Origin of the sequence: Shinella lacus (assembly GCF_010994755.1) — a bacterium.
Classification (GTDB): Bacteria; Pseudomonadota; Alphaproteobacteria; order Rhizobiales; family Rhizobiaceae; genus Shinella; species Shinella lacus.
Map to the genome: position 1 here is coordinate 315,526 of NZ_WHSB02000005.1, position 15,077 is coordinate 330,602.

The 15,077-nt window shown below is 64.9% G+C and carries 18 protein-coding genes; 11 read left to right on the forward strand and 7 right to left on the reverse strand.

Annotation, left to right across the window (positions count from 1 at the left end; all coding sequences use genetic code 11):
* The first annotated feature begins 24 nt into the window (after positions 1 to 24).
* From GB927_RS15950 to guaA, 4 genes are all read left to right on the forward strand, one after another.
* Positions 25 to 483 (forward strand): TspO/MBR family protein, encoded by a 459-nt coding sequence (locus GB927_RS15950; RefSeq protein ID WP_256118164.1) that lies wholly within the window; start codon positions 25 to 27, stop codon positions 481 to 483.
* Between the two features lie 83 nt (positions 484 to 566).
* Positions 567 to 1,016: a PaaI family thioesterase gene (locus tag GB927_RS15955; protein WP_256118165.1), complete on the forward strand. Its 450-nt coding sequence runs from the start codon at positions 567 to 569 to the stop codon at positions 1,014 to 1,016.
* A complete protein-coding gene (locus GB927_RS15960) occupies positions 1,013 to 1,657 on the forward strand; it encodes a 5'-methylthioadenosine/S-adenosylhomocysteine nucleosidase (RefSeq protein WP_256118166.1) in 645 nt (214 codons plus the stop codon). Before GB927_RS15955 ends, GB927_RS15960 begins: the two co-directional genes overlap by 4 nt.
* A gap of 53 nt (positions 1,658 to 1,710) precedes the next feature.
* Entirely contained in the window at positions 1,711 to 3,273 is a 1,563-nt protein-coding gene (gene guaA, locus GB927_RS15965; protein WP_256118168.1) for a glutamine-hydrolyzing GMP synthase, read from the forward strand.
* 20 nt (positions 3,274 to 3,293) lie between these two features.
* On the opposite strand, the gene GB927_RS15970 is transcribed toward guaA, so the two are convergent.
* The 3 genes from GB927_RS15970 to GB927_RS15980 all read right to left on the reverse strand — a co-directional run bounded on the left by GB927_RS15970 (position 3,294) and on the right by GB927_RS15980 (position 5,096).
* Positions 3,294 to 3,788: a hypothetical protein gene (locus GB927_RS15970; RefSeq protein ID WP_256118170.1), complete on the reverse strand. Its 495-nt coding sequence runs from the start codon at positions 3,786 to 3,788 to the stop codon at positions 3,294 to 3,296.
* 108 nt (positions 3,789 to 3,896) lie between these two features.
* Positions 3,897 to 4,475 carry a TetR/AcrR family transcriptional regulator gene (locus tag GB927_RS15975; RefSeq protein WP_256118171.1) on the reverse strand — a complete coding sequence of 193 codons (579 nt, stop codon included), beginning with the start codon at positions 4,473 to 4,475 and terminating at the stop codon, positions 3,897 to 3,899.
* 60 nt (positions 4,476 to 4,535) lie between these two features.
* A complete protein-coding gene (locus GB927_RS15980; RefSeq protein WP_256118172.1) occupies positions 4,536 to 5,096 on the reverse strand; it encodes a methylated-DNA--[protein]-cysteine S-methyltransferase in 561 nt (186 codons plus the stop codon).
* 136 nt (positions 5,097 to 5,232) lie between these two features.
* On the opposite strand from GB927_RS15980, the gene GB927_RS15985 reads away from it, so the two are divergent.
* Positions 5,233 to 6,291, forward strand: a complete 1,059-nt coding sequence (locus GB927_RS15985) for a M14 family metallopeptidase (protein WP_256118174.1) — start codon at positions 5,233 to 5,235, stop codon at positions 6,289 to 6,291.
* 107 nt (positions 6,292 to 6,398) lie between these two features.
* The gene (locus GB927_RS15990; RefSeq protein WP_256118176.1) at positions 6,399 to 7,859 is read left to right on the forward strand and encodes a phospholipase D-like domain-containing protein; all 1,461 of its coding nucleotides are present in this window, start codon (positions 6,399 to 6,401) and stop codon (positions 7,857 to 7,859) included.
* Here GB927_RS15990 and GB927_RS15995 read toward each other — a convergent pair.
* Positions 7,831 to 8,652 carry an endonuclease/exonuclease/phosphatase family protein gene (locus GB927_RS15995; RefSeq protein WP_256118360.1) on the reverse strand — a complete coding sequence of 274 codons (822 nt, stop codon included), beginning with the start codon at positions 8,650 to 8,652 and terminating at the stop codon, positions 7,831 to 7,833. The genes GB927_RS15990 and GB927_RS15995 overlap by 29 nt on opposite strands.
* A 113-nt stretch (positions 8,653 to 8,765) precedes the next feature.
* Positions 8,766 to 9,245: an Lrp/AsnC family transcriptional regulator gene (locus GB927_RS16000; protein WP_256118178.1), complete on the reverse strand. Its 480-nt coding sequence runs from the start codon at positions 9,243 to 9,245 to the stop codon at positions 8,766 to 8,768.
* Positions 9,246 to 9,394: 149 nt separating this feature from the next.
* Between GB927_RS16000 and GB927_RS16005 the strand changes: the two genes are divergently transcribed.
* Genes GB927_RS16005 through GB927_RS16015 form a run of 3 tightly spaced genes read left to right on the forward strand, consistent with a single transcriptional unit; the run spans position 9,395 to position 11,587 of the window.
* Positions 9,395 to 10,564 (forward strand): amino acid aminotransferase, encoded by a 1,170-nt coding sequence (locus GB927_RS16005; RefSeq protein WP_256118179.1) that lies wholly within the window; start codon positions 9,395 to 9,397, stop codon positions 10,562 to 10,564.
* A gap of 7 nt (positions 10,565 to 10,571) precedes the next feature.
* Positions 10,572 to 11,192, forward strand: a complete 621-nt coding sequence (locus tag GB927_RS16010; protein ID WP_256118181.1) for a YitT family protein — start codon at positions 10,572 to 10,574, stop codon at positions 11,190 to 11,192.
* Between the two features lie 50 nt (positions 11,193 to 11,242).
* Complete coding sequence (locus tag GB927_RS16015) at positions 11,243 to 11,587, forward strand: ArsC family reductase (protein ID WP_256118182.1); 345 nt, start codon at positions 11,243 to 11,245, stop codon at positions 11,585 to 11,587.
* Between the two features lie 17 nt (positions 11,588 to 11,604).
* Here GB927_RS16015 and GB927_RS16020 read toward each other — a convergent pair whose 3' ends face one another.
* Positions 11,605 to 12,591 carry a Gfo/Idh/MocA family protein gene (locus tag GB927_RS16020; RefSeq protein ID WP_256118183.1) on the reverse strand — a complete coding sequence of 329 codons (987 nt, stop codon included), beginning with the start codon at positions 12,589 to 12,591 and terminating at the stop codon, positions 11,605 to 11,607.
* Positions 12,592 to 12,751: 160 nt separating this feature from the next.
* On the opposite strand from GB927_RS16020, the gene GB927_RS16025 reads away from it, so the two are divergent.
* Both GB927_RS16025 and GB927_RS16030 read left to right on the forward strand, forming a co-directional pair.
* A complete protein-coding gene (locus GB927_RS16025; RefSeq protein WP_256118184.1) occupies positions 12,752 to 13,708 on the forward strand; it encodes an aldo/keto reductase in 957 nt (318 codons plus the stop codon).
* A complete protein-coding gene (locus GB927_RS16030) occupies positions 13,705 to 14,148 on the forward strand; it encodes a GNAT family N-acetyltransferase (protein ID WP_256118185.1) in 444 nt (147 codons plus the stop codon). The genes GB927_RS16025 and GB927_RS16030 overlap by 4 nt, the downstream gene beginning before the upstream one ends.
* Here the strand turns inward: GB927_RS16030 and GB927_RS16035 are convergent.
* Positions 14,145 to 15,035 carry a LysR family transcriptional regulator gene (locus GB927_RS16035; protein ID WP_256118186.1) on the reverse strand — a complete coding sequence of 297 codons (891 nt, stop codon included), beginning with the start codon at positions 15,033 to 15,035 and terminating at the stop codon, positions 14,145 to 14,147. The two genes, GB927_RS16030 and GB927_RS16035, sit on opposite strands and share 4 nt — an antisense overlap.
* Positions 15,036 to 15,077: the final 42 nt, after the last annotated feature.

Below are 15,077 nucleotides of genomic sequence, written 5' to 3' on the forward strand. Positions count from 1 at the left end.
CGCGGCGCGCTAGTTGCAGGCAACATGAACAACAAGCCCCTCATCTATCTCGCCTTCATCATCCTCGTCCTAGGCGGCGGCCTCGTTATCGGCGCCAACAACGTGCCCGGCGACTGGTATCAGTCGCTGGCAAAACCCTCGTTCAATCCGCCGAACTGGGTTTTCGCGCCGGTCTGGAGCATCCTCTACGTCATCATCGGCGTGGTCGGAGCGCGCACCTGGCTTTCGCCCCTTCGCCGATCGATCGCGATGCGCCTGTGGTTTGCGCAACTCGTCTTCAACTTCGCCTGGTCTCCCGCCTTCTTCGGCCTGCAGGACCTGATGTCGGCGATGATCATCATCCTCGGCCTGCTGGTCTCCGTCGCGGGCTTCATCCTGGTCTCCTGGCGGCAGGACCGGACGGCGGCGCTGCTCTTCCTGCCCTATCTCGCCTGGGTCGCCTTCGCGACGGCGCTCAATGCGGCAATTCTCGCGCTGAACTGAAAGACGCTTGCAGTGCAGCAAGCGCCATGCAAACGTCGGCCACCCTCGTTCCAGGCCGGCGCGCCGGCAGACATGTGTGCACCATGACCGATTTCCCGCCGGCCGATTTCGCCGGCCGCATCACCCGAAGCTTTGCGCGCCAGCCCGCGATGGCGCTGATCGGCGCCGAGCTGACCCGCGTCGAGCATGGCACGGTAGAGATCGAGCTGCCCTTCGACGAGAAACTGACGCAGCAGCACGGTTTCCTCCATGCCGGCATCATCTCCGCCGCCCTCGACGCCGCCTGCGGCTATGCCGCCTATTCGGTGATCGATGCCGACGCCTCGATCCTGACGATCGAGTTCAAAGTAAACCTCATGTCACCCGGGCGCGGCGAGCGTTTCCTGTTCCGCGGCGAGGTCACCAAGCCGGGCTCCAACATCATCGTCGCCGACGGGCGCGGCTATGCGATCTCCGACGGCCCGGCAAAGCTCATCGCCTCCATGACGGGCACGATGATGGTGGTGCGCGGCCGGCAGGACATCGCCGAATGAGCGTTACCCTCAAGACCGTCGGCAGCCACCGCATCCTCTATGTCATGGCCGTCGATGCCGAATATGGCCCGCACCTGAAAGCCCGTATCACGCCCTTCATGACCGGCGTCGGCCCCGTGGAGGCCGCCGTGCAGCTTACGCTGGCGCTCAGCCACCTGGAATCCGAGGCGCAGCTGCCCGATTTCGTCGTCTCGCTCGGTTCCGCCGGATCGGCGGCGCTGGAACAGACCGGCGTCTACCAGGCGATATCGGTCTCCTACCGCGACATGGACGCCTCGCCGCTCGGCTTCACCAAGGGCGCCACGCCCTTCCTCGACCTGCCGGTGGAGGTGAAACTGCCCGTCCGCATTCCCGGCATCCCGGAAGCCCGGCTTTCGACCGGCGCCAACATCGTCTCCGGCCCAGCCTACGCGGCGATCGACGCGGACATGGTGGAGATGGAGACCTTTGCCGAACTGCGCGCCTGCCAGGCTTTCGGCGTACGGCTCATCGGGCTGCGTGGCATTTCCGACGGCAAGGCCGAGCTCACGCATATCGGCGACTGGACGGAGTACCTGCATGCGATCGACGAGAAGCTCGCCGCCGCCGTCGACATTCTGGAAGCGGCCATCGCCAGCGGAACGATCGTGCGCAACGGCTGAAAATCCGGCCGTCCCCGGTTGCGCGGCGCGAGGTTTTTCATTAAAGGCTCGCCATGACCCAGACAGCTCATCCCGACAGCGTTCTCATCATCGATTTCGGCAGCCAGGTGACCCAGCTCATCGGGCGGCGCGTGCGCGAAGCAGGCGTCTATTGCGAGATCATCCCCTTCCAGTCGGCGGAAGAAGCCTTCCACCGCATGCAGCCGAAGGCGATCATCTTCTCCGGCGGACCCGCCTCGGTTCTCGACCAGGGCAGCCCCCGCGCACCGCAGATCGCCTTCGATTCGGGCCTCCCGATCCTCGGCATCTGCTATGGCCAGCAGACGCTCGCGACCCAGCTCGGCGGCACCGTCGAGGGCGGTCATGCCCGCGAATTCGGCCGCGCAGACGTGGAAATCCTTAAAAGCAGCCCGCTGTTCGACGGCTTCTGGGAAGTCGGCCAAAAATATCCGGTCTGGATGAGCCACGGCGACCGCGTCACCGTCGCGCCCGAAGGCTTCGAGATCATCGGCACCTCGGAAAACGCCCCCTTCGCGATCTGCGTCAACGAGGCGAAGCGCTACTACACGACCATGTTCCACCCGGAAGTGGTCCACACGCCGGACGGCGCCAAGCTGCTGTCCAACTTCGTACACAAGATCGCCGGCATCAAGGGCGACTGGTCGATGTCGGCCTACCGCGCGCGCGCCGTGGAAGCCATCCGCGAGCAGGTCGGCGACAAGCGCGTTATCTGCGCCCTTTCGGGCGGCGTCGACAGTTCCGTTGCGGCCCTCCTCATCCATGAGGCGGTTGGCGCGCAGCTCACCTGCATCCTCGTCGACCACGGCCTGATGCGCAAGAACGAGGCGGCCGACGTCGTCGCCATGTTCCGCGAGCACTACAACCTGCACCTCATCCATGTCGATGCCGTCGATCGTTTCGTCGGCGAGCTGGAAGGCGTCTCCGACCCGGAAACCAAGCGCAAGATCATCGGCCGCCTGTTCATCGAGGTGTTCGAGGACGAGGCGAAGAAGCTCGGCGGCGCGGAATTCCTCGCCCAGGGCACGCTCTATCCGGACGTCATCGAAAGCGTCTCGTTCACCGGCGGCCCCTCGGTCACCATCAAGTCGCACCACAATGTCGGCGGCCTGCCGGACCGCATGAACATGAAGCTGGTGGAGCCGCTGCGCGAACTCTTCAAGGACGAAGTGCGCGTGCTTGGCCGTGAGCTCGGCCTGCCGGACTCATTCATCGGCCGCCACCCCTTCCCGGGTCCGGGCCTCGCCATCCGCTGCCCCGGCGGCATCACCCGCGACAAGCTGGAGATTCTCCGGGAGGCCGACGCCATCTATCTCGACGAGATCCGCAAGGCCGGCCTCTATGACAAGATCTGGCAGGCCTTCGCCGTGCTGCTGCCGGTCCAGACCGTTGGCGTGATGGGTGATGGCCGCACCTACGAATTCGTCTGCGCGCTGCGCGCCGTCACCTCCGTCGACGGCATGACCGCCGACTTCTACCACTACGACATGAACTTCCTCGGCCGCGCCGCCACCCGCATCATCAACGAAGTCCGCGGCATCAACCGCGTCGTGTATGACGTGACGAGCAAGCCGCCCGGCACGATCGAGTGGGAATGACTGCGGCAGGCTGCGCGATACTATGACCGTTTCGCGCGGCCTTGGCCTGCCCTGCGCAGATAGATGATCTGAGCGGTCAAGCCAACGATCAGAAGAGCCAGCAGCGCGCCCTGGGCTCCAAGAAGCAGCGGCGATTTCAGGTCGGTGACCAGGGGGTGGCCGTCCGGGACGCGGCGCAGGATCTCCGTGACGGTCGGCAGCATCAGAAGAAAGACGCTGAGCGTCAGACAGATGATTTCAACATATCTGGCTGCCGGTGACGGCCGCAGAACGCGTTCGGCGCCATAACCTGCCAGCAGGAGCAGGATCGTCGCGATGCCGATGCCATAGCTGACCGGCTGATGCGCAACGAGGAACACGGTCGCGGCACCGATCAGCATGGACACAAAATAGAGAGCACCCAATCCGGACCTCGGAACGATACGGCCATGCCGTGCGATCATGTAAAGGGCGGCGGGGATGGCTGGCAGGCTGCCGATCGTGTGGACCCAGCCAAGGGTGGAAATTCCGAACATGGGGATGACCTTTCTCGTCAAGTGGACGATGTGAGCTTTGCGAAAGAAAACTATCTACTAGTTGATAGGTTGTTAGGGCGCGTAGGCATCCGTCGGCGAAGCTCCGGTTTAAACTGCGATGCGCTTCAGCAACGGCTTTGTTATCACGCCAAAAATTGCAGGGTCGCCATAGGCGCGCGCCGAAAGCATGGCGCCATGCACGGTGGCCATGAGCATTTCGGCGTTTTCCCTGGCGGTCCCGATCGAAGCGAAACGGCCTTCTGCAATGCCGCGCTCCAGGATGGATGTGAGCCACTCCGAGAGCGTTTGAAAATGCCCGCGCACTTCGAGCGCGACGTCTTCGGGTAGAACCTGGATTTCACTGGCCAGCAGGGCGCAGACGCAGAACGGGTGCGATGCGTCTGCGATACACGCCTCCCAGTAGCCGACATAGGCACGAAGTTGATCGAGCGGATCGGGAACATTGCGTTCCAGTGCGGCGATCCCCGCTTCACCCTCCTCCCGGTACTGTTTGACGACTGTGCGGACGAGATCCGCTTTGGCGGGAAAATGATGGTGGATGCTCGCCTTGCGAATGCCGACCACGCTGGAAATATCGGCATAACTGAAGCTGTTGTAGCCACCCTTGATGATCAGAGCGCGGGCGCAACTGACAATGTCTTCGGCTTTGGTCGATACGTTTCCCATTTCGAAAACCTACCAACTAGTAGGCAGTCCGTCAAGGCGGATGATTTCGAACAGCCGTGCTCAAAACCCGAACGATTGCTGCGCGGGCTCGGGTTGCTCGAACGAAATGCCCTCCAGCGCCAGCATCTTCAGCTTGGACGAGGCGCCGCCGGGGGCGGAGAAGCCGCCGACCTTGCCGCCGGCGGCGAGCACGCGGTGGCAGGGGATGATGAGGGCGACGGGGTTCTTCGCCATGGCCTGGCCGACCTCGCGCGCCATTTCGGGGCCGGCGCCAAGGTCGCGGGCGATCGTGCCGTAGGTCGTCGTCTCGCCCCAGTGCACCCGGCGCGCGGCATCGTAGATCGCGCGGAAGAACGCGCTCTGGCCGGCAAGGTCGAGCGGGACCTTCGAAAAATCCGCCTGTTCGCCGGCGAAGTAGCGTTTGACAGCCGCGACCGTCTCGGCGATGGCCGGAGGCGGGTCGGCGGCCTCCGCCTCGGGCAGGTGGCGCAGCAGGAGGCGGCAGGTTGTGGCCGCATCGTCGCCGGGCAGCTGGAAGCGCACGACGCCGGCGGCCGTCCAGGCGATGCCGCAGGGGCCACCCTCGGTGTCGAAGATCAGAAAATGGGTCTTGCCGGGCATGATCGGCTCCTCCGTTCCCGTTTTGTCACAAGATCGGGCTTTGCCCGGCCGCTTTCAACCCGTTTCTTGCCGGGACTTGCGTCATCCGCCGCCAATTCGCATAAACCGTCGCAAAATATATCAGCGAGGAAACGACGTGGAGCATTCGGAGATCATCATCGGCGGCGATACCGCAGGCATCGAATGGCGCCTGCCCGTCTTCCGCTTCAAGGGCAGCGACGCCAAGGCGCCGTCCGTCTACATCCAGGCGGCGCTGCATGCCAACGAGCTGCCGGGCACGGCGCTCGCGCATTTTCTGCTGGAAATGCTGCGCAAAGCGGAGGCCGATGGCGCGATCCTCGGCGACATCACCGTTGTTCCGCAGGCCAACCCGATCGGCCTTGCGCAATCGCATTTCGGCGAGATGCAAGGCCGGTTCGAGCTTGGCTCGCGCACCAATTTCAACCGCGACTTCCCGCTGGTGGCGCTTGCCGAGCGCGAGACGCTGTTGGAAAATCTCGACCGCCGCAGCGCCGCCGACCGGCTGAAGCGCACGCTGCTGCACGCGGCACTCGGCGCCGATCTCGTGATCGATCTGCACTGCGACGACGAATCCCTGCAATATGCCTATATCGACGATGCCTTCTGGCCGGAAGCGGCCGACCTCGCCGCCGCGCTCGACATGCAGGCCGTGTTCCTTTCCGATGGCGAAAGCAGCGCCTTCGAGGAGGCCGTCGGCCATGCCTTCAAGCATCAGGGCGGCGACAAGCTGAAAACCGTTCCCGGGCGTCTCGCGGTGACCGTGGAACTGCGTGGCCGGCGCGACGTCTATCCGGACATGGCGAAGGCGGACGCGGCGGGCCTGTGGCAGTTCCTTGCCGGCCGCGGCGTCGTCTCCGATCCCGCTTACCGGGCCAAGGACTATGCCGGCCCGGCCATTCCGCTCGACAATATCGAGATGGTGCGGGCGCCGGAGCCAGGCACCGTGCTCTTCCACCGCGACATCGGCGACACGGTGAAGGCCGGCGACCTGCTGGCGACGCTGATCACGCGGCCCGGCGAGCCGGATGGTACGCTTGCGGTGAAGGCGGGCCATGACGGGCTGATCGCCACCCGCACCTCCGCGCGCTATGCGCGGCGCGGCGAGGACCTGATGAAGATCGCCTGCCACGAGGCGACCCGGAAGGATCGCAAGCCGGGCACGCTGGAGGACTGAGCGATAATCTTCCAAATGGGGTCCGTTACCCCTCGCATTCGCATCGTCCGAAGCAATATATAGTGGCGGCAGAATAGGTTGCCGCCTCTGGATGGTCCGCACGCAGCATGATTGAGACGTTCTCCACCTACTGGCCGCATATCCTCGTCGCGCTCTCGATCATCCTCGGCGTGCCGGCCGCCATCCACGCCACCATGACGAAGGAAGAGGTGCGCGCGGCAATCGGCTGGGTGGGCGTCATCGTGCTGTCGCCCGTGGTGGGCGCGCTCATCTATGCCATCGGCGGGGTGAACCGCATCCGCCGCAAGACGCTGAACCTCAGCCGCGAGGGGCTGCTCGCCGCCGGCTGGCACCATATGGCGGAATACGACGTTTCCAACGAGCACATGCAGGTGACCTATGGCGGCGCGCTTGCCGCCATGCAGCGGCTCGGCGATACGGTGGGGCGCTGCAAGCTCACCTCCGGCAACCGCATCAAGCTTCTATCGACCGGCGACGAGGCCTATGCGGCAATGCTCGCCGCCATCGACGCCGCGGAACGCTCCATCCTGCTGGAAACCTATATTTTCGACCGCGACCAGGCCGGCGAACGCTTCGTGGCGGCGCTGTCGGCGGCGGTTAGTCGCGGCGTCGAGGTGCGCGTGCTGATCGATGCGGTCGGCGCGCGCTATTCCATTCCCTCGATCGTCTCCGAGCTGCAACGCGCCAACGTGCCGACGGATGTGTTCAACGGCAATATCGTGATGGGCCTGCGCCTGCCCTATGCGAACCTGCGCACCCACCGCAAGATCATCATCGTCGACGGCAGCGTGGCTTTCACCGGCGGGCTCAACATCCGCGCCGGCTTCTGCGCCGAATTTTCCGGCGACGCGGCGGCGCTGGACACGCATTTCCGCATCACCGGCCCCATCGTCAGCGATCTCTTCCGCATCGCCTATGAAGACTGGCGCTTTTCCGGCGGCGAGGATCTCGCCGGCGAGGTTTGGCAGATCGCCGGGCCGCCGGATGCGCCGGACAGCGGCATGCTCGCCCGTGTCGTGCCCTCCGGGCCGGACAAGAGCCTGGAAACCAACCACCGCATGCTGATGGGCGCCGTCTCGGTCGCCAAGAAGCACATCCGCATCATGTCGCCCTATTTCCTGCCCGACCGGGAACTCATCAGCGCGATCGTCACGGCGGCGCGGCGCGGGGTGGAGATCGACATCGTCGTGCCGTCCGCCAACAACCTGAAGCTCGTCGATCTCGCCATGACCGCGCAGTTCGACCAGATGCTGAAATATGGCTGCCGCATCTGGCGGGCATCCGGCGCCTTCAACCATTCCAAGCTGGCCGTCATCGACGATGCCTGGTCCTATATCGGCTCGTCGAACATCGACCCGCGCTCGCTGCGGCTGAATTTCGAAGTGGATATCGAGGTGATCGACGCGGAGTTCGCCGATCTTATCGGCGAACGCATCGCAGCTGCCCTCTCGGAGGCGGTGGAGGTGAAGCTCGACGAACTCCGGGCGCGGCCCTTTGCCCAGCGCCTCGTCGAGCGCGTCACATGGCTTGGTTCGCCCTATCTGTGACGCCGAGCGAACGCTCCCAGACGACCTTCAGGTCGATATGCGCCTTGATCGGCAGGTGATCGGAGGCGACGCGGGCAAGCGGCGTATCATGCACCTCGACGGAGGTGACGAGATCGTGCGGATGGCCGAGCGCCCGGTCGAGCGCCAGAACTGGAAAGCGTGACGGAAAGCTCGGCACCGCGCCGGAGGCCGGATCAAAGGTCGGCTGGAGGCGGGAGAGCGACGAGCGGCGGCCGACGCGCCATTCGTTGAGGTCGCCGACGAGCAGGGTCGGCATCTGCTCCTCCTCCGCAACCGAGGCGAGGATCGCCATGGCCTGCTGCTCGCGCGAGCGCTTCAGCAGGCCGAAATGCGCCGCGACGAGGCGGAGCTTGCCCATCGGCAGATCGAGCGTCACGACCAGCGCGCCGCGCGGTTCGACACCCGGCAGCTTCAACTGGCGGACAGCCCCAACGGCGCCCTTGCGCATCATGATCATGTTGCCGTGCCAGCCATGGCCAGTGGAGGACAGCGCCGTGATCGGCACCGGCACGAGGCCGCAATCGCGCTCCAGGATTTCGAGATTGAGCAGTCCCGAGCGCTCGCCAAAACGCTTGTCCGCCTCCTGGATCGCGATGATATCCGCATCGATCTCGGCGATCACGCTTGCCGTGCGTTCCGGATCGAACCGCCGGTCGACGCCCACGCATTTGTGCACGTTATAGGACGCGATAACGGTATCGCCGGGGCGATTGTCTTCCGGCGGCCGGTGGCCGCGACGGTTTCGGATGGCCGACAGCAGCGCGGCCGACATGAGCTTGTCGTTCAGCTTTCTGTCCACTCGTCCTTCCTTCGCGGCATAGCGCATCATATGGGCGCTTTCCCCCGGTCGGCAACCTCTGTCGGGCGAGAAGGTTCCAAAGATGGCTATGGCAAGGCGCTCACCTGCATCTTCGGGCTGTCGAGCAGGATGGTCGAGCGCAGCGTCTTGATCTCGCCGATGCGTTCGAACTCACTCCAAAGCAGACGCCGGTAGTCGGCGACATCCTTCACCGCGATCTTCAGCAGGAAATCGAAATCGCCCGCCACTGTGTGGCACTCCACCACTTCCGGCATGCGGCGCACCAGATCGATGAAGCGCTCGCCGACCTTCGGCGCCGTGCGCTCCAGCGTCACTTCCAGGAAGGCCTGGAAGCCGATGCCGGCCGCGCGCGGATCGACGATCACCGTGTGGCGGATGACGCCACTCGCCTCCAGCCGCGCCAGCCGACGCGACAGCGGCGCCGGCGAGAGCCCAACCTTCTCCGCAAGCTGGTTGTTGGAGAGCCCGGCATCCTCGACGAGCAGGCGGATGATGCGCCGGTCCGTCTGGTCGAGCGCCACCTCGCCGTCCGCCTTTTTGTCCATGATCGCCCCTCGCGCAAAAACACGCATCAATCTAGCGTCCGCCTGCAATAATACAAAAGCTTCTTGCGCTTTCTCCGCAATATCATGGTCGATTTTGCCAAGGCTTTGGCCTAAACCGGACGGATCTTCACGCCACCAAGGAACCGGCCATGTTCGATGCCCTCACCCGCCAGCCCGATGATCCGTTGCTTGCCCTGATCGGGCTTTACCGGGCGGATGAACGCGCCGGCAAGGTGGATCTCGGCGTCGGCGTCTATCGCGACGAGACGGGTGCGACGCCGATCTTCCGCGCAGTAAAGGAAGCCGAGCGCCGCCTCGTCGAGACGCAGCCGACCAAGGCCTATGTCGGCCCCGAGGGCGACCCCGTCTTCCTCGATCGCCTCTGGGCGCTGACCACGGGCGAGGCCGGCCGCGGCCGCGCCACCGCCGCGCTCCAGACGCCGGGCGGCTCCGGCGCACTGCGGCTTGCCGCCGACCTGATGGCACGCATGGGCACCAAGGGCATCTGGCTCGGCCTGCCGAGCTGGCCGAACCATGCCAGCATCTTCAAGGCCGCCGGCCTCGAAGTCATCACCTATCCCTTCTTCGACATCCCGTCGCAGACCGTGCAGTTCGACCGCATGATGGAGGCGCTGACAGGCGCCGCACCCGGCGATGCCGTGCTGCTGCATGCGAGCTGCCACAACCCGACCGGCGCCGGCCTCACCGCCGAGCAATGGCGCGCCGTCTCCGATCTCATCGCCGCGCGCGGCCTGCTGCCGCTCGTCGACATCGCCTACCAGGGTTACGGCCGCGGCCTCGACGAGGACGCTGCGGGGCTTCGCACCCTGCTGACCGCCGTGCCGGAAGCGCTCGTCGCCGTCTCCTGCTCGAAATCCTTCGGCCTCTACCGCGAGCGCACCGGCGCCATCTATGCCGCCTGCAGCACGCCTGAGACCGCGCTTTCCGTGCGCACCAACCTGGCGGCGCTCGCCCGCACCAGCTATTCGATGCCGCCGGACCACGGCGCCGCCATCGTCAGCACGATCCTGGGTGACGCGGCGCTGACGGCCGACTGGATGGAAGAGATCGAGGCCATGCGGCTGCGCATCACCTCGATCCGCGAGCGGCTTGCCGCCGGGCTTTCCCGCCGCTGGCAGGTGCTGACGGCGGTGCGCGAGCAGGAAGGCATGTTCTCACTGCTGCCGCTCGAAGAGGCGGACGTGCTGAAGCTGCGCGCCGAACACGCGATCTATATGCCGACCTCCGGCCGCATCAACATTGCCGGCCTCAAGACCGCCGAAGTCGATGCCGTCATCGAGAAATTCCTGAGCCTCTGAGGGAACCATGTCGGCCGAGACCACGACACAGAACGAGCGCCATTCCGCCTACGAGGATGCCATCGCCATCGTCGTCGGCACGATGTTCATGGCGCTCGGCATCGTGATCTACACCAAAACCGTGCTGCTTGCAGGCAGCACGGCGGGTCTCGCGCTGCTCCTGCAATATGCGACCGGCATCGGCTTCTGGTGGCTGTTCTTCGCCATCAACCTGCCCTTCTACATCCTCGCCGTCAAAAAGCTCGGCTGGGCTTTCACGCTGCGCACCTTCGCGGCGGTCACGCTGGTCTCGATCTTTACCCGGCTCACATTCGAGCTGGTCTCGTTCTCCCATCTCGATCCGCTCTATGCGGCGGTCATGGGCGGCGCGCTGTCCGGCACAGGCCTGCTCATCCTCTTTCGCCACCGCACCGGGCTCGGCGGCATCAATGTGCTGGCGATCTATCTTCAGGACCATTTCGGCATCCGCGCCGGCTATTTCCAGCTCGCGGTCGATCTCGCCATCCTCGCCGCCGCCTATTTCGTCATCCCGCTCGATCGCCTCGCCCTCTCCATCGTCGGCGCCGTCGTGGTCAACATGACGCTCGCGATCAATCACCGCCCCGGCCGCTATCTCGGCGTGACGTGACCGCGCCGGCGCTCTAAGAAAGCGCCACAAGGCGAATCGAGGAGAGACGCGTGACCGTCACGATCTACGGCATCAAGAACTGCGACACGATGAAGAAGGCCCGCACCTGGCTCGACGCCAAGGCCGTCGCCTACCGCTTCCACGACTACAAGGCCGAAGGCATCGACGAAGCGAGCCTCAAGCGCTGGGTCGAGGCGCTGGGCTGGGAAACCGTGCTGAACCGCGCCGGCACCACCTTTCGCGCACTGCCGGATGCCGACAAGCAGGATCTTGATGCGAAGAAGGCGATCACGCTGATGCTCGCCCAGCCCTCGATGATCAAGCGCCCGATGCTGGAGCGCGACGGCGCGCTGACGGCCGGCTTCAAGCCGGACATCTACGAAACGCTGTTCTGAGCTTTACGTCCTGACGCTCAGACTGCCTCCCAGCCGTCCTTCTCGCTGGCGCGGTAGATGGCGTCGATAAGCTTCTGGTTGCTGGCGGAGCTTTCCAGCGACACCACTTCCTCATTCTCGCCAAGGGCGGCCTTGGTGAAGGCTTCCACCTGGCACCGGTACTGGCGGGCGTCCTGGAAGCGGAAGTGCTGGCTTTCGGTGTGGCTCTGGTTTGTCAGCTCGATTTCTTCCGCGCCGTAGCGGTCGGCATTGAAGGGGGATTTCACCTCGATGAAGCCCTTGTCACCGTGGAAGACCATGATCTGGCGCTGGGCGAGCTGGGTGGAGATGTAGAAGGACAGTTCGAAATCGCCGAAATCGGCGCGCACGCTGGAATAGATGTCCGTGCCGAAATCGGGATCGCGATCGGTGCTGGCCTGCACGCGGACCGGCTCCTTGCCGGTGACGAAACGCGTGGTGATCGTCGGGTAGACGCCGATATCCGGCAGGCCGCCGCCGCCGAGCGCCGGCACGTTGCGCATGTTGCCGGGATCGCGGTTGAAATAGGTAAAGGCGCCCTGCACATGGCGCAGCCTGCCGATCGCGCTTTCCGCCAGAAGCGAGCGCACCTTGCGCCAGACGGGGCTGTAGGTGACCATGAAGGCTTCCGAGATCAGCACATTGTTGCGCTCGCGCGCCTCGATCAGCGTGGCGATCTCGCGGGCGTTCAGCGCGATCGGCTTTTCGCAGAGCACATGCTTGCCGGCATCCGCCGCCTTGATCGACCATTCCACATGCTGCGAAGTCGGCAGCGGGATGTAGACGGCGTCGATCGTGTCGGAGGCGAGCATCTCCTCATAAGAGCCGAAGGCGTGCGGCACGGAAAAGCGGTCGGCCAGGGCGCGCGCCTTGGCAAGGTCGCGGCTGGCGATGGCGGTGACGACGCAGTTTTCCGCATCCTGGATGGCCGGCACGACGAGCTCGCGACCGATCTTGGCCGTCGACAGAATTCCGAAACGCAGCATGGTTCTCTCTCCCTGGATTGCGCGCAGAGACTAGTCGCGAGGTACGTTCCTCGCAAGCGCGGATGCCGGCAAAAAATCGGACGAACAGCGTGCAAAGCGCTTTGCCGAGTCCTATGTTGCCTTCGACCGTTTTCAGCACGAACCCTTTGGAGGATCTCCCATGCAGCTTCGTTCCCTCGGCAAGACCGGCCTTTCCATCGCGCCCCTCGTCTTCGGCGGCAATGTCTTCGGCTGGACGGCCGACGAAAAGACCTCGTTTGATCTGCTCGACGCCTTCACCGGCGCCGGCTTCAACGCCATCGACACGGCGGATGTCTATTCGCGCTGGGTGCCGGGCAATGAAGGCGGTGAGTCCGAGGTGATCATCGGCAAGTGGCTGAAGCGCTCCGGCATCGCGCGCGACAAGGTGGTCATCATCACCAAGGTCGGCTCCGACATGGGCCAGGGCCGGCGGGACCTGCGCAAGTCGTGGATCGTCGAGGCGGTCGAAAATTCGCTGAAGCGGCTCCAGACCGACCATATCGACCTCTACCTCTCGCATTGGCCGGATCCGGAAACGCCCTATGAGGAAACGCTGGAAGCCCATGCGGCCCTGGTGAAGTCGGGTAAGGTGCGCGCCTTCGGCGCCTCGAACCTCGACGCCGGCCAGCTCCAGGCCTCGTTCGACGCAGCCGACAAGGCCGGCTTGCCGCGTTACGGCGCGCTCCAGCCGGAATACAATCTCTACGACCGCGCCGACTTCGAGGGCGCGCTTGCCGACCTTTGCCACAAGGAAGAGATCGGCGTCATTACCTATTACAGCCTCGCCTCCGGCTTCCTCACCGGCAAGTACCGCTCGGCAGAGGATACCAAGGGCAAGGCGCGCGGCGAGGGTGTCGTGCACTATCTCGATGAGAAGGGTCTTCGCATTCTCGCGGCGCTCGACCAGGTCGCCGCCGAGACCGACGCCAAGCCGGCGGAGATCGCGCTTGCCTGGCTGATGGCGAAGCCCGCCGTCACCGCACCGATCGCCAGCGCCACCAGCCTTGCCCAGCTTGCCAGCCTGACGAAAGCGGCCTCGCTGGCGCTTTCCCCGGAACAGATGGCCGCGCTCGACGCGGCGGGAGCCTCGACATGACCGTGACGATCCGCGATGCCGTGGAACGCGACGAGGCGGCCTGGAGGAAACTCTGGGCCGGCTACCTCGCCTTCTACAAGACCGAGCTTTCGGATGAGGTGACGGCCTTCACCTGGGCGCGCATCCTGGATGCGGGCTCGCGCGTGACGATGCGCGTTGCCGTGGAAGACGGGGAGATGCTCGGCTTCGCCATCCACCACTATCACGACTCCACCTGGGACATCGCGCCGGAAGGCTATCTCGAAGACCTCTTCGTCGACGAGACGACGCGCGGCAAGGGCGTCGGGCGGGCGCTGATCGACGACCTCGTCACGATCTCCAAGCGCAATGGCTGGCGCGGCATCTACTGGCATACCAACGAGGACAACGAGCGCGCGCGCAAACTCTACGACCGCTACATCAAGCCGGACGGGCACATCCGTTACCGGCTCAAAACCTAGCCTCTGTACCGGAAGAAATCCACGAAGGCCCGCAGTGCCGGGCGCATCTGCCGGCGCGAGGGATAGTAGATCGAAAAACCGTCGAAGGCCGGGCACCAGTCTTCCAGCACCGGGATGAGCCGGCCGGCGCGAATATCCTCATCGACCCGCTGGTCGAAGACATAGGCGAGGCCGGCGCCATCCATCGCCGCGGCGCGCATCAGCCGCTGGTCCGAGACGATCAGCGGACCCGTGACATCCACCGTCACCAGCCGGCCATCCTTTTCCAGCTCCCAACGATAGAGCCGGCCGCTCGAGAACCGCCGTCGGATGCAGCGGTGCTGCATGAGATCGCGGGGCTGCATGGGCTTCGGATGCGCCTCGAAATAGGCGGGCGCGCCGACGATGAGGCCACGCCAGGGGCCGCTTGCCCTCACCGCGATCATGTCGGCCTCCAGGTGCTCCCCGAGCCGGAGCCCGGCGTCAAAACCCTTTTCGACGATGTCCTCGAAGCGGTCGTCGGTTCTCAGTTCCAGTTCGATATCCGGGTAAGCAAGCAGGAAGGCGCCGAGGCGCGGCATGACGATGTCTTCCGCGGCGATCAGCGGCATGGTGATGCGCAGCGGCCCGGCGGGGCGGCCCTGCCGGTCGGACAGCGCTTCCATGACGGAGCCGATATCGGCAAGCGCCGGCGCCAGCGTGTCGAGCAGCAGGCGGCCCTCCTCCGTTGGCGCGACGCTGCGGGTGGTGCGCGCGATGAGGCGCACGCCGAGGCTCGCCTCCAGCGCGGAGACCGCGTGGCTGACGGCGGAGGGCGCGATGCCGAGTTCGGCAGCGGCCTTGCGGAAACTGCGCGCCTCCGCGACGATGGCGAGCACGGCGAGTTGGGAAAGCTGGGTCCGGTTCATTGTTCAAACAGATAGAACAACCCGTTGGCTTTTGCAGCAATT

Bases quoted from the DNA above. Each gene is read 5' to 3' on its own strand.
- GB927_RS15950 (WP_256118164.1), top strand. From the start codon at position 25: ATGAACAACAAGCCCCTCATCTATCTCGCCTTCATCATCCTCGTCCTA.
- GB927_RS15955 (WP_256118165.1), top strand. From the start codon at position 567: ATGACCGATTTCCCGCCGGCCGATTTCGCCGGCCGCATCACCCGAAGC.
- GB927_RS15960 (WP_256118166.1), top strand. From the start codon at position 1,013: ATGAGCGTTACCCTCAAGACCGTCGGCAGCCACCGCATCCTCTATGTC.
- guaA (WP_256118168.1), top strand. From the start codon at position 1,711: ATGACCCAGACAGCTCATCCCGACAGCGTTCTCATCATCGATTTCGGC.
- GB927_RS15970 (WP_256118170.1), bottom strand. From the start codon at position 3,788: ATGTTCGGAATTTCCACCCTTGGCTGGGTCCACACGATCGGCAGCCTG.
- GB927_RS15975 (WP_256118171.1), bottom strand. From the start codon at position 4,475: ATGGGAAACGTATCGACCAAAGCCGAAGACATTGTCAGTTGCGCCCGC.
- GB927_RS15980 (WP_256118172.1), bottom strand. From the start codon at position 5,096: ATGCCCGGCAAGACCCATTTTCTGATCTTCGACACCGAGGGTGGCCCC.
- GB927_RS15990 (WP_256118176.1), top strand. From the start codon at position 6,399: ATGATTGAGACGTTCTCCACCTACTGGCCGCATATCCTCGTCGCGCTC.
- GB927_RS15995 (WP_256118360.1), bottom strand. From the start codon at position 8,652: ATGTCGGCCGCGCTGCTGTCGGCCATCCGAAACCGTCGCGGCCACCGG.
- GB927_RS16000 (WP_256118178.1), bottom strand. From the start codon at position 9,245: ATGGACAAAAAGGCGGACGGCGAGGTGGCGCTCGACCAGACGGACCGG.
- GB927_RS16005 (WP_256118179.1), top strand. From the start codon at position 9,395: ATGTTCGATGCCCTCACCCGCCAGCCCGATGATCCGTTGCTTGCCCTG.
- GB927_RS16010 (WP_256118181.1), top strand. From the start codon at position 10,572: ATGTCGGCCGAGACCACGACACAGAACGAGCGCCATTCCGCCTACGAG.
- GB927_RS16020 (WP_256118183.1), bottom strand. From the start codon at position 12,591: ATGCTGCGTTTCGGAATTCTGTCGACGGCCAAGATCGGTCGCGAGCTC.
- GB927_RS16025 (WP_256118184.1), top strand. From the start codon at position 12,752: ATGCAGCTTCGTTCCCTCGGCAAGACCGGCCTTTCCATCGCGCCCCTC.
- GB927_RS16030 (WP_256118185.1), top strand. From the start codon at position 13,705: ATGACCGTGACGATCCGCGATGCCGTGGAACGCGACGAGGCGGCCTGG.
- GB927_RS16035 (WP_256118186.1), bottom strand. From the start codon at position 15,035: ATGAACCGGACCCAGCTTTCCCAACTCGCCGTGCTCGCCATCGTCGCG.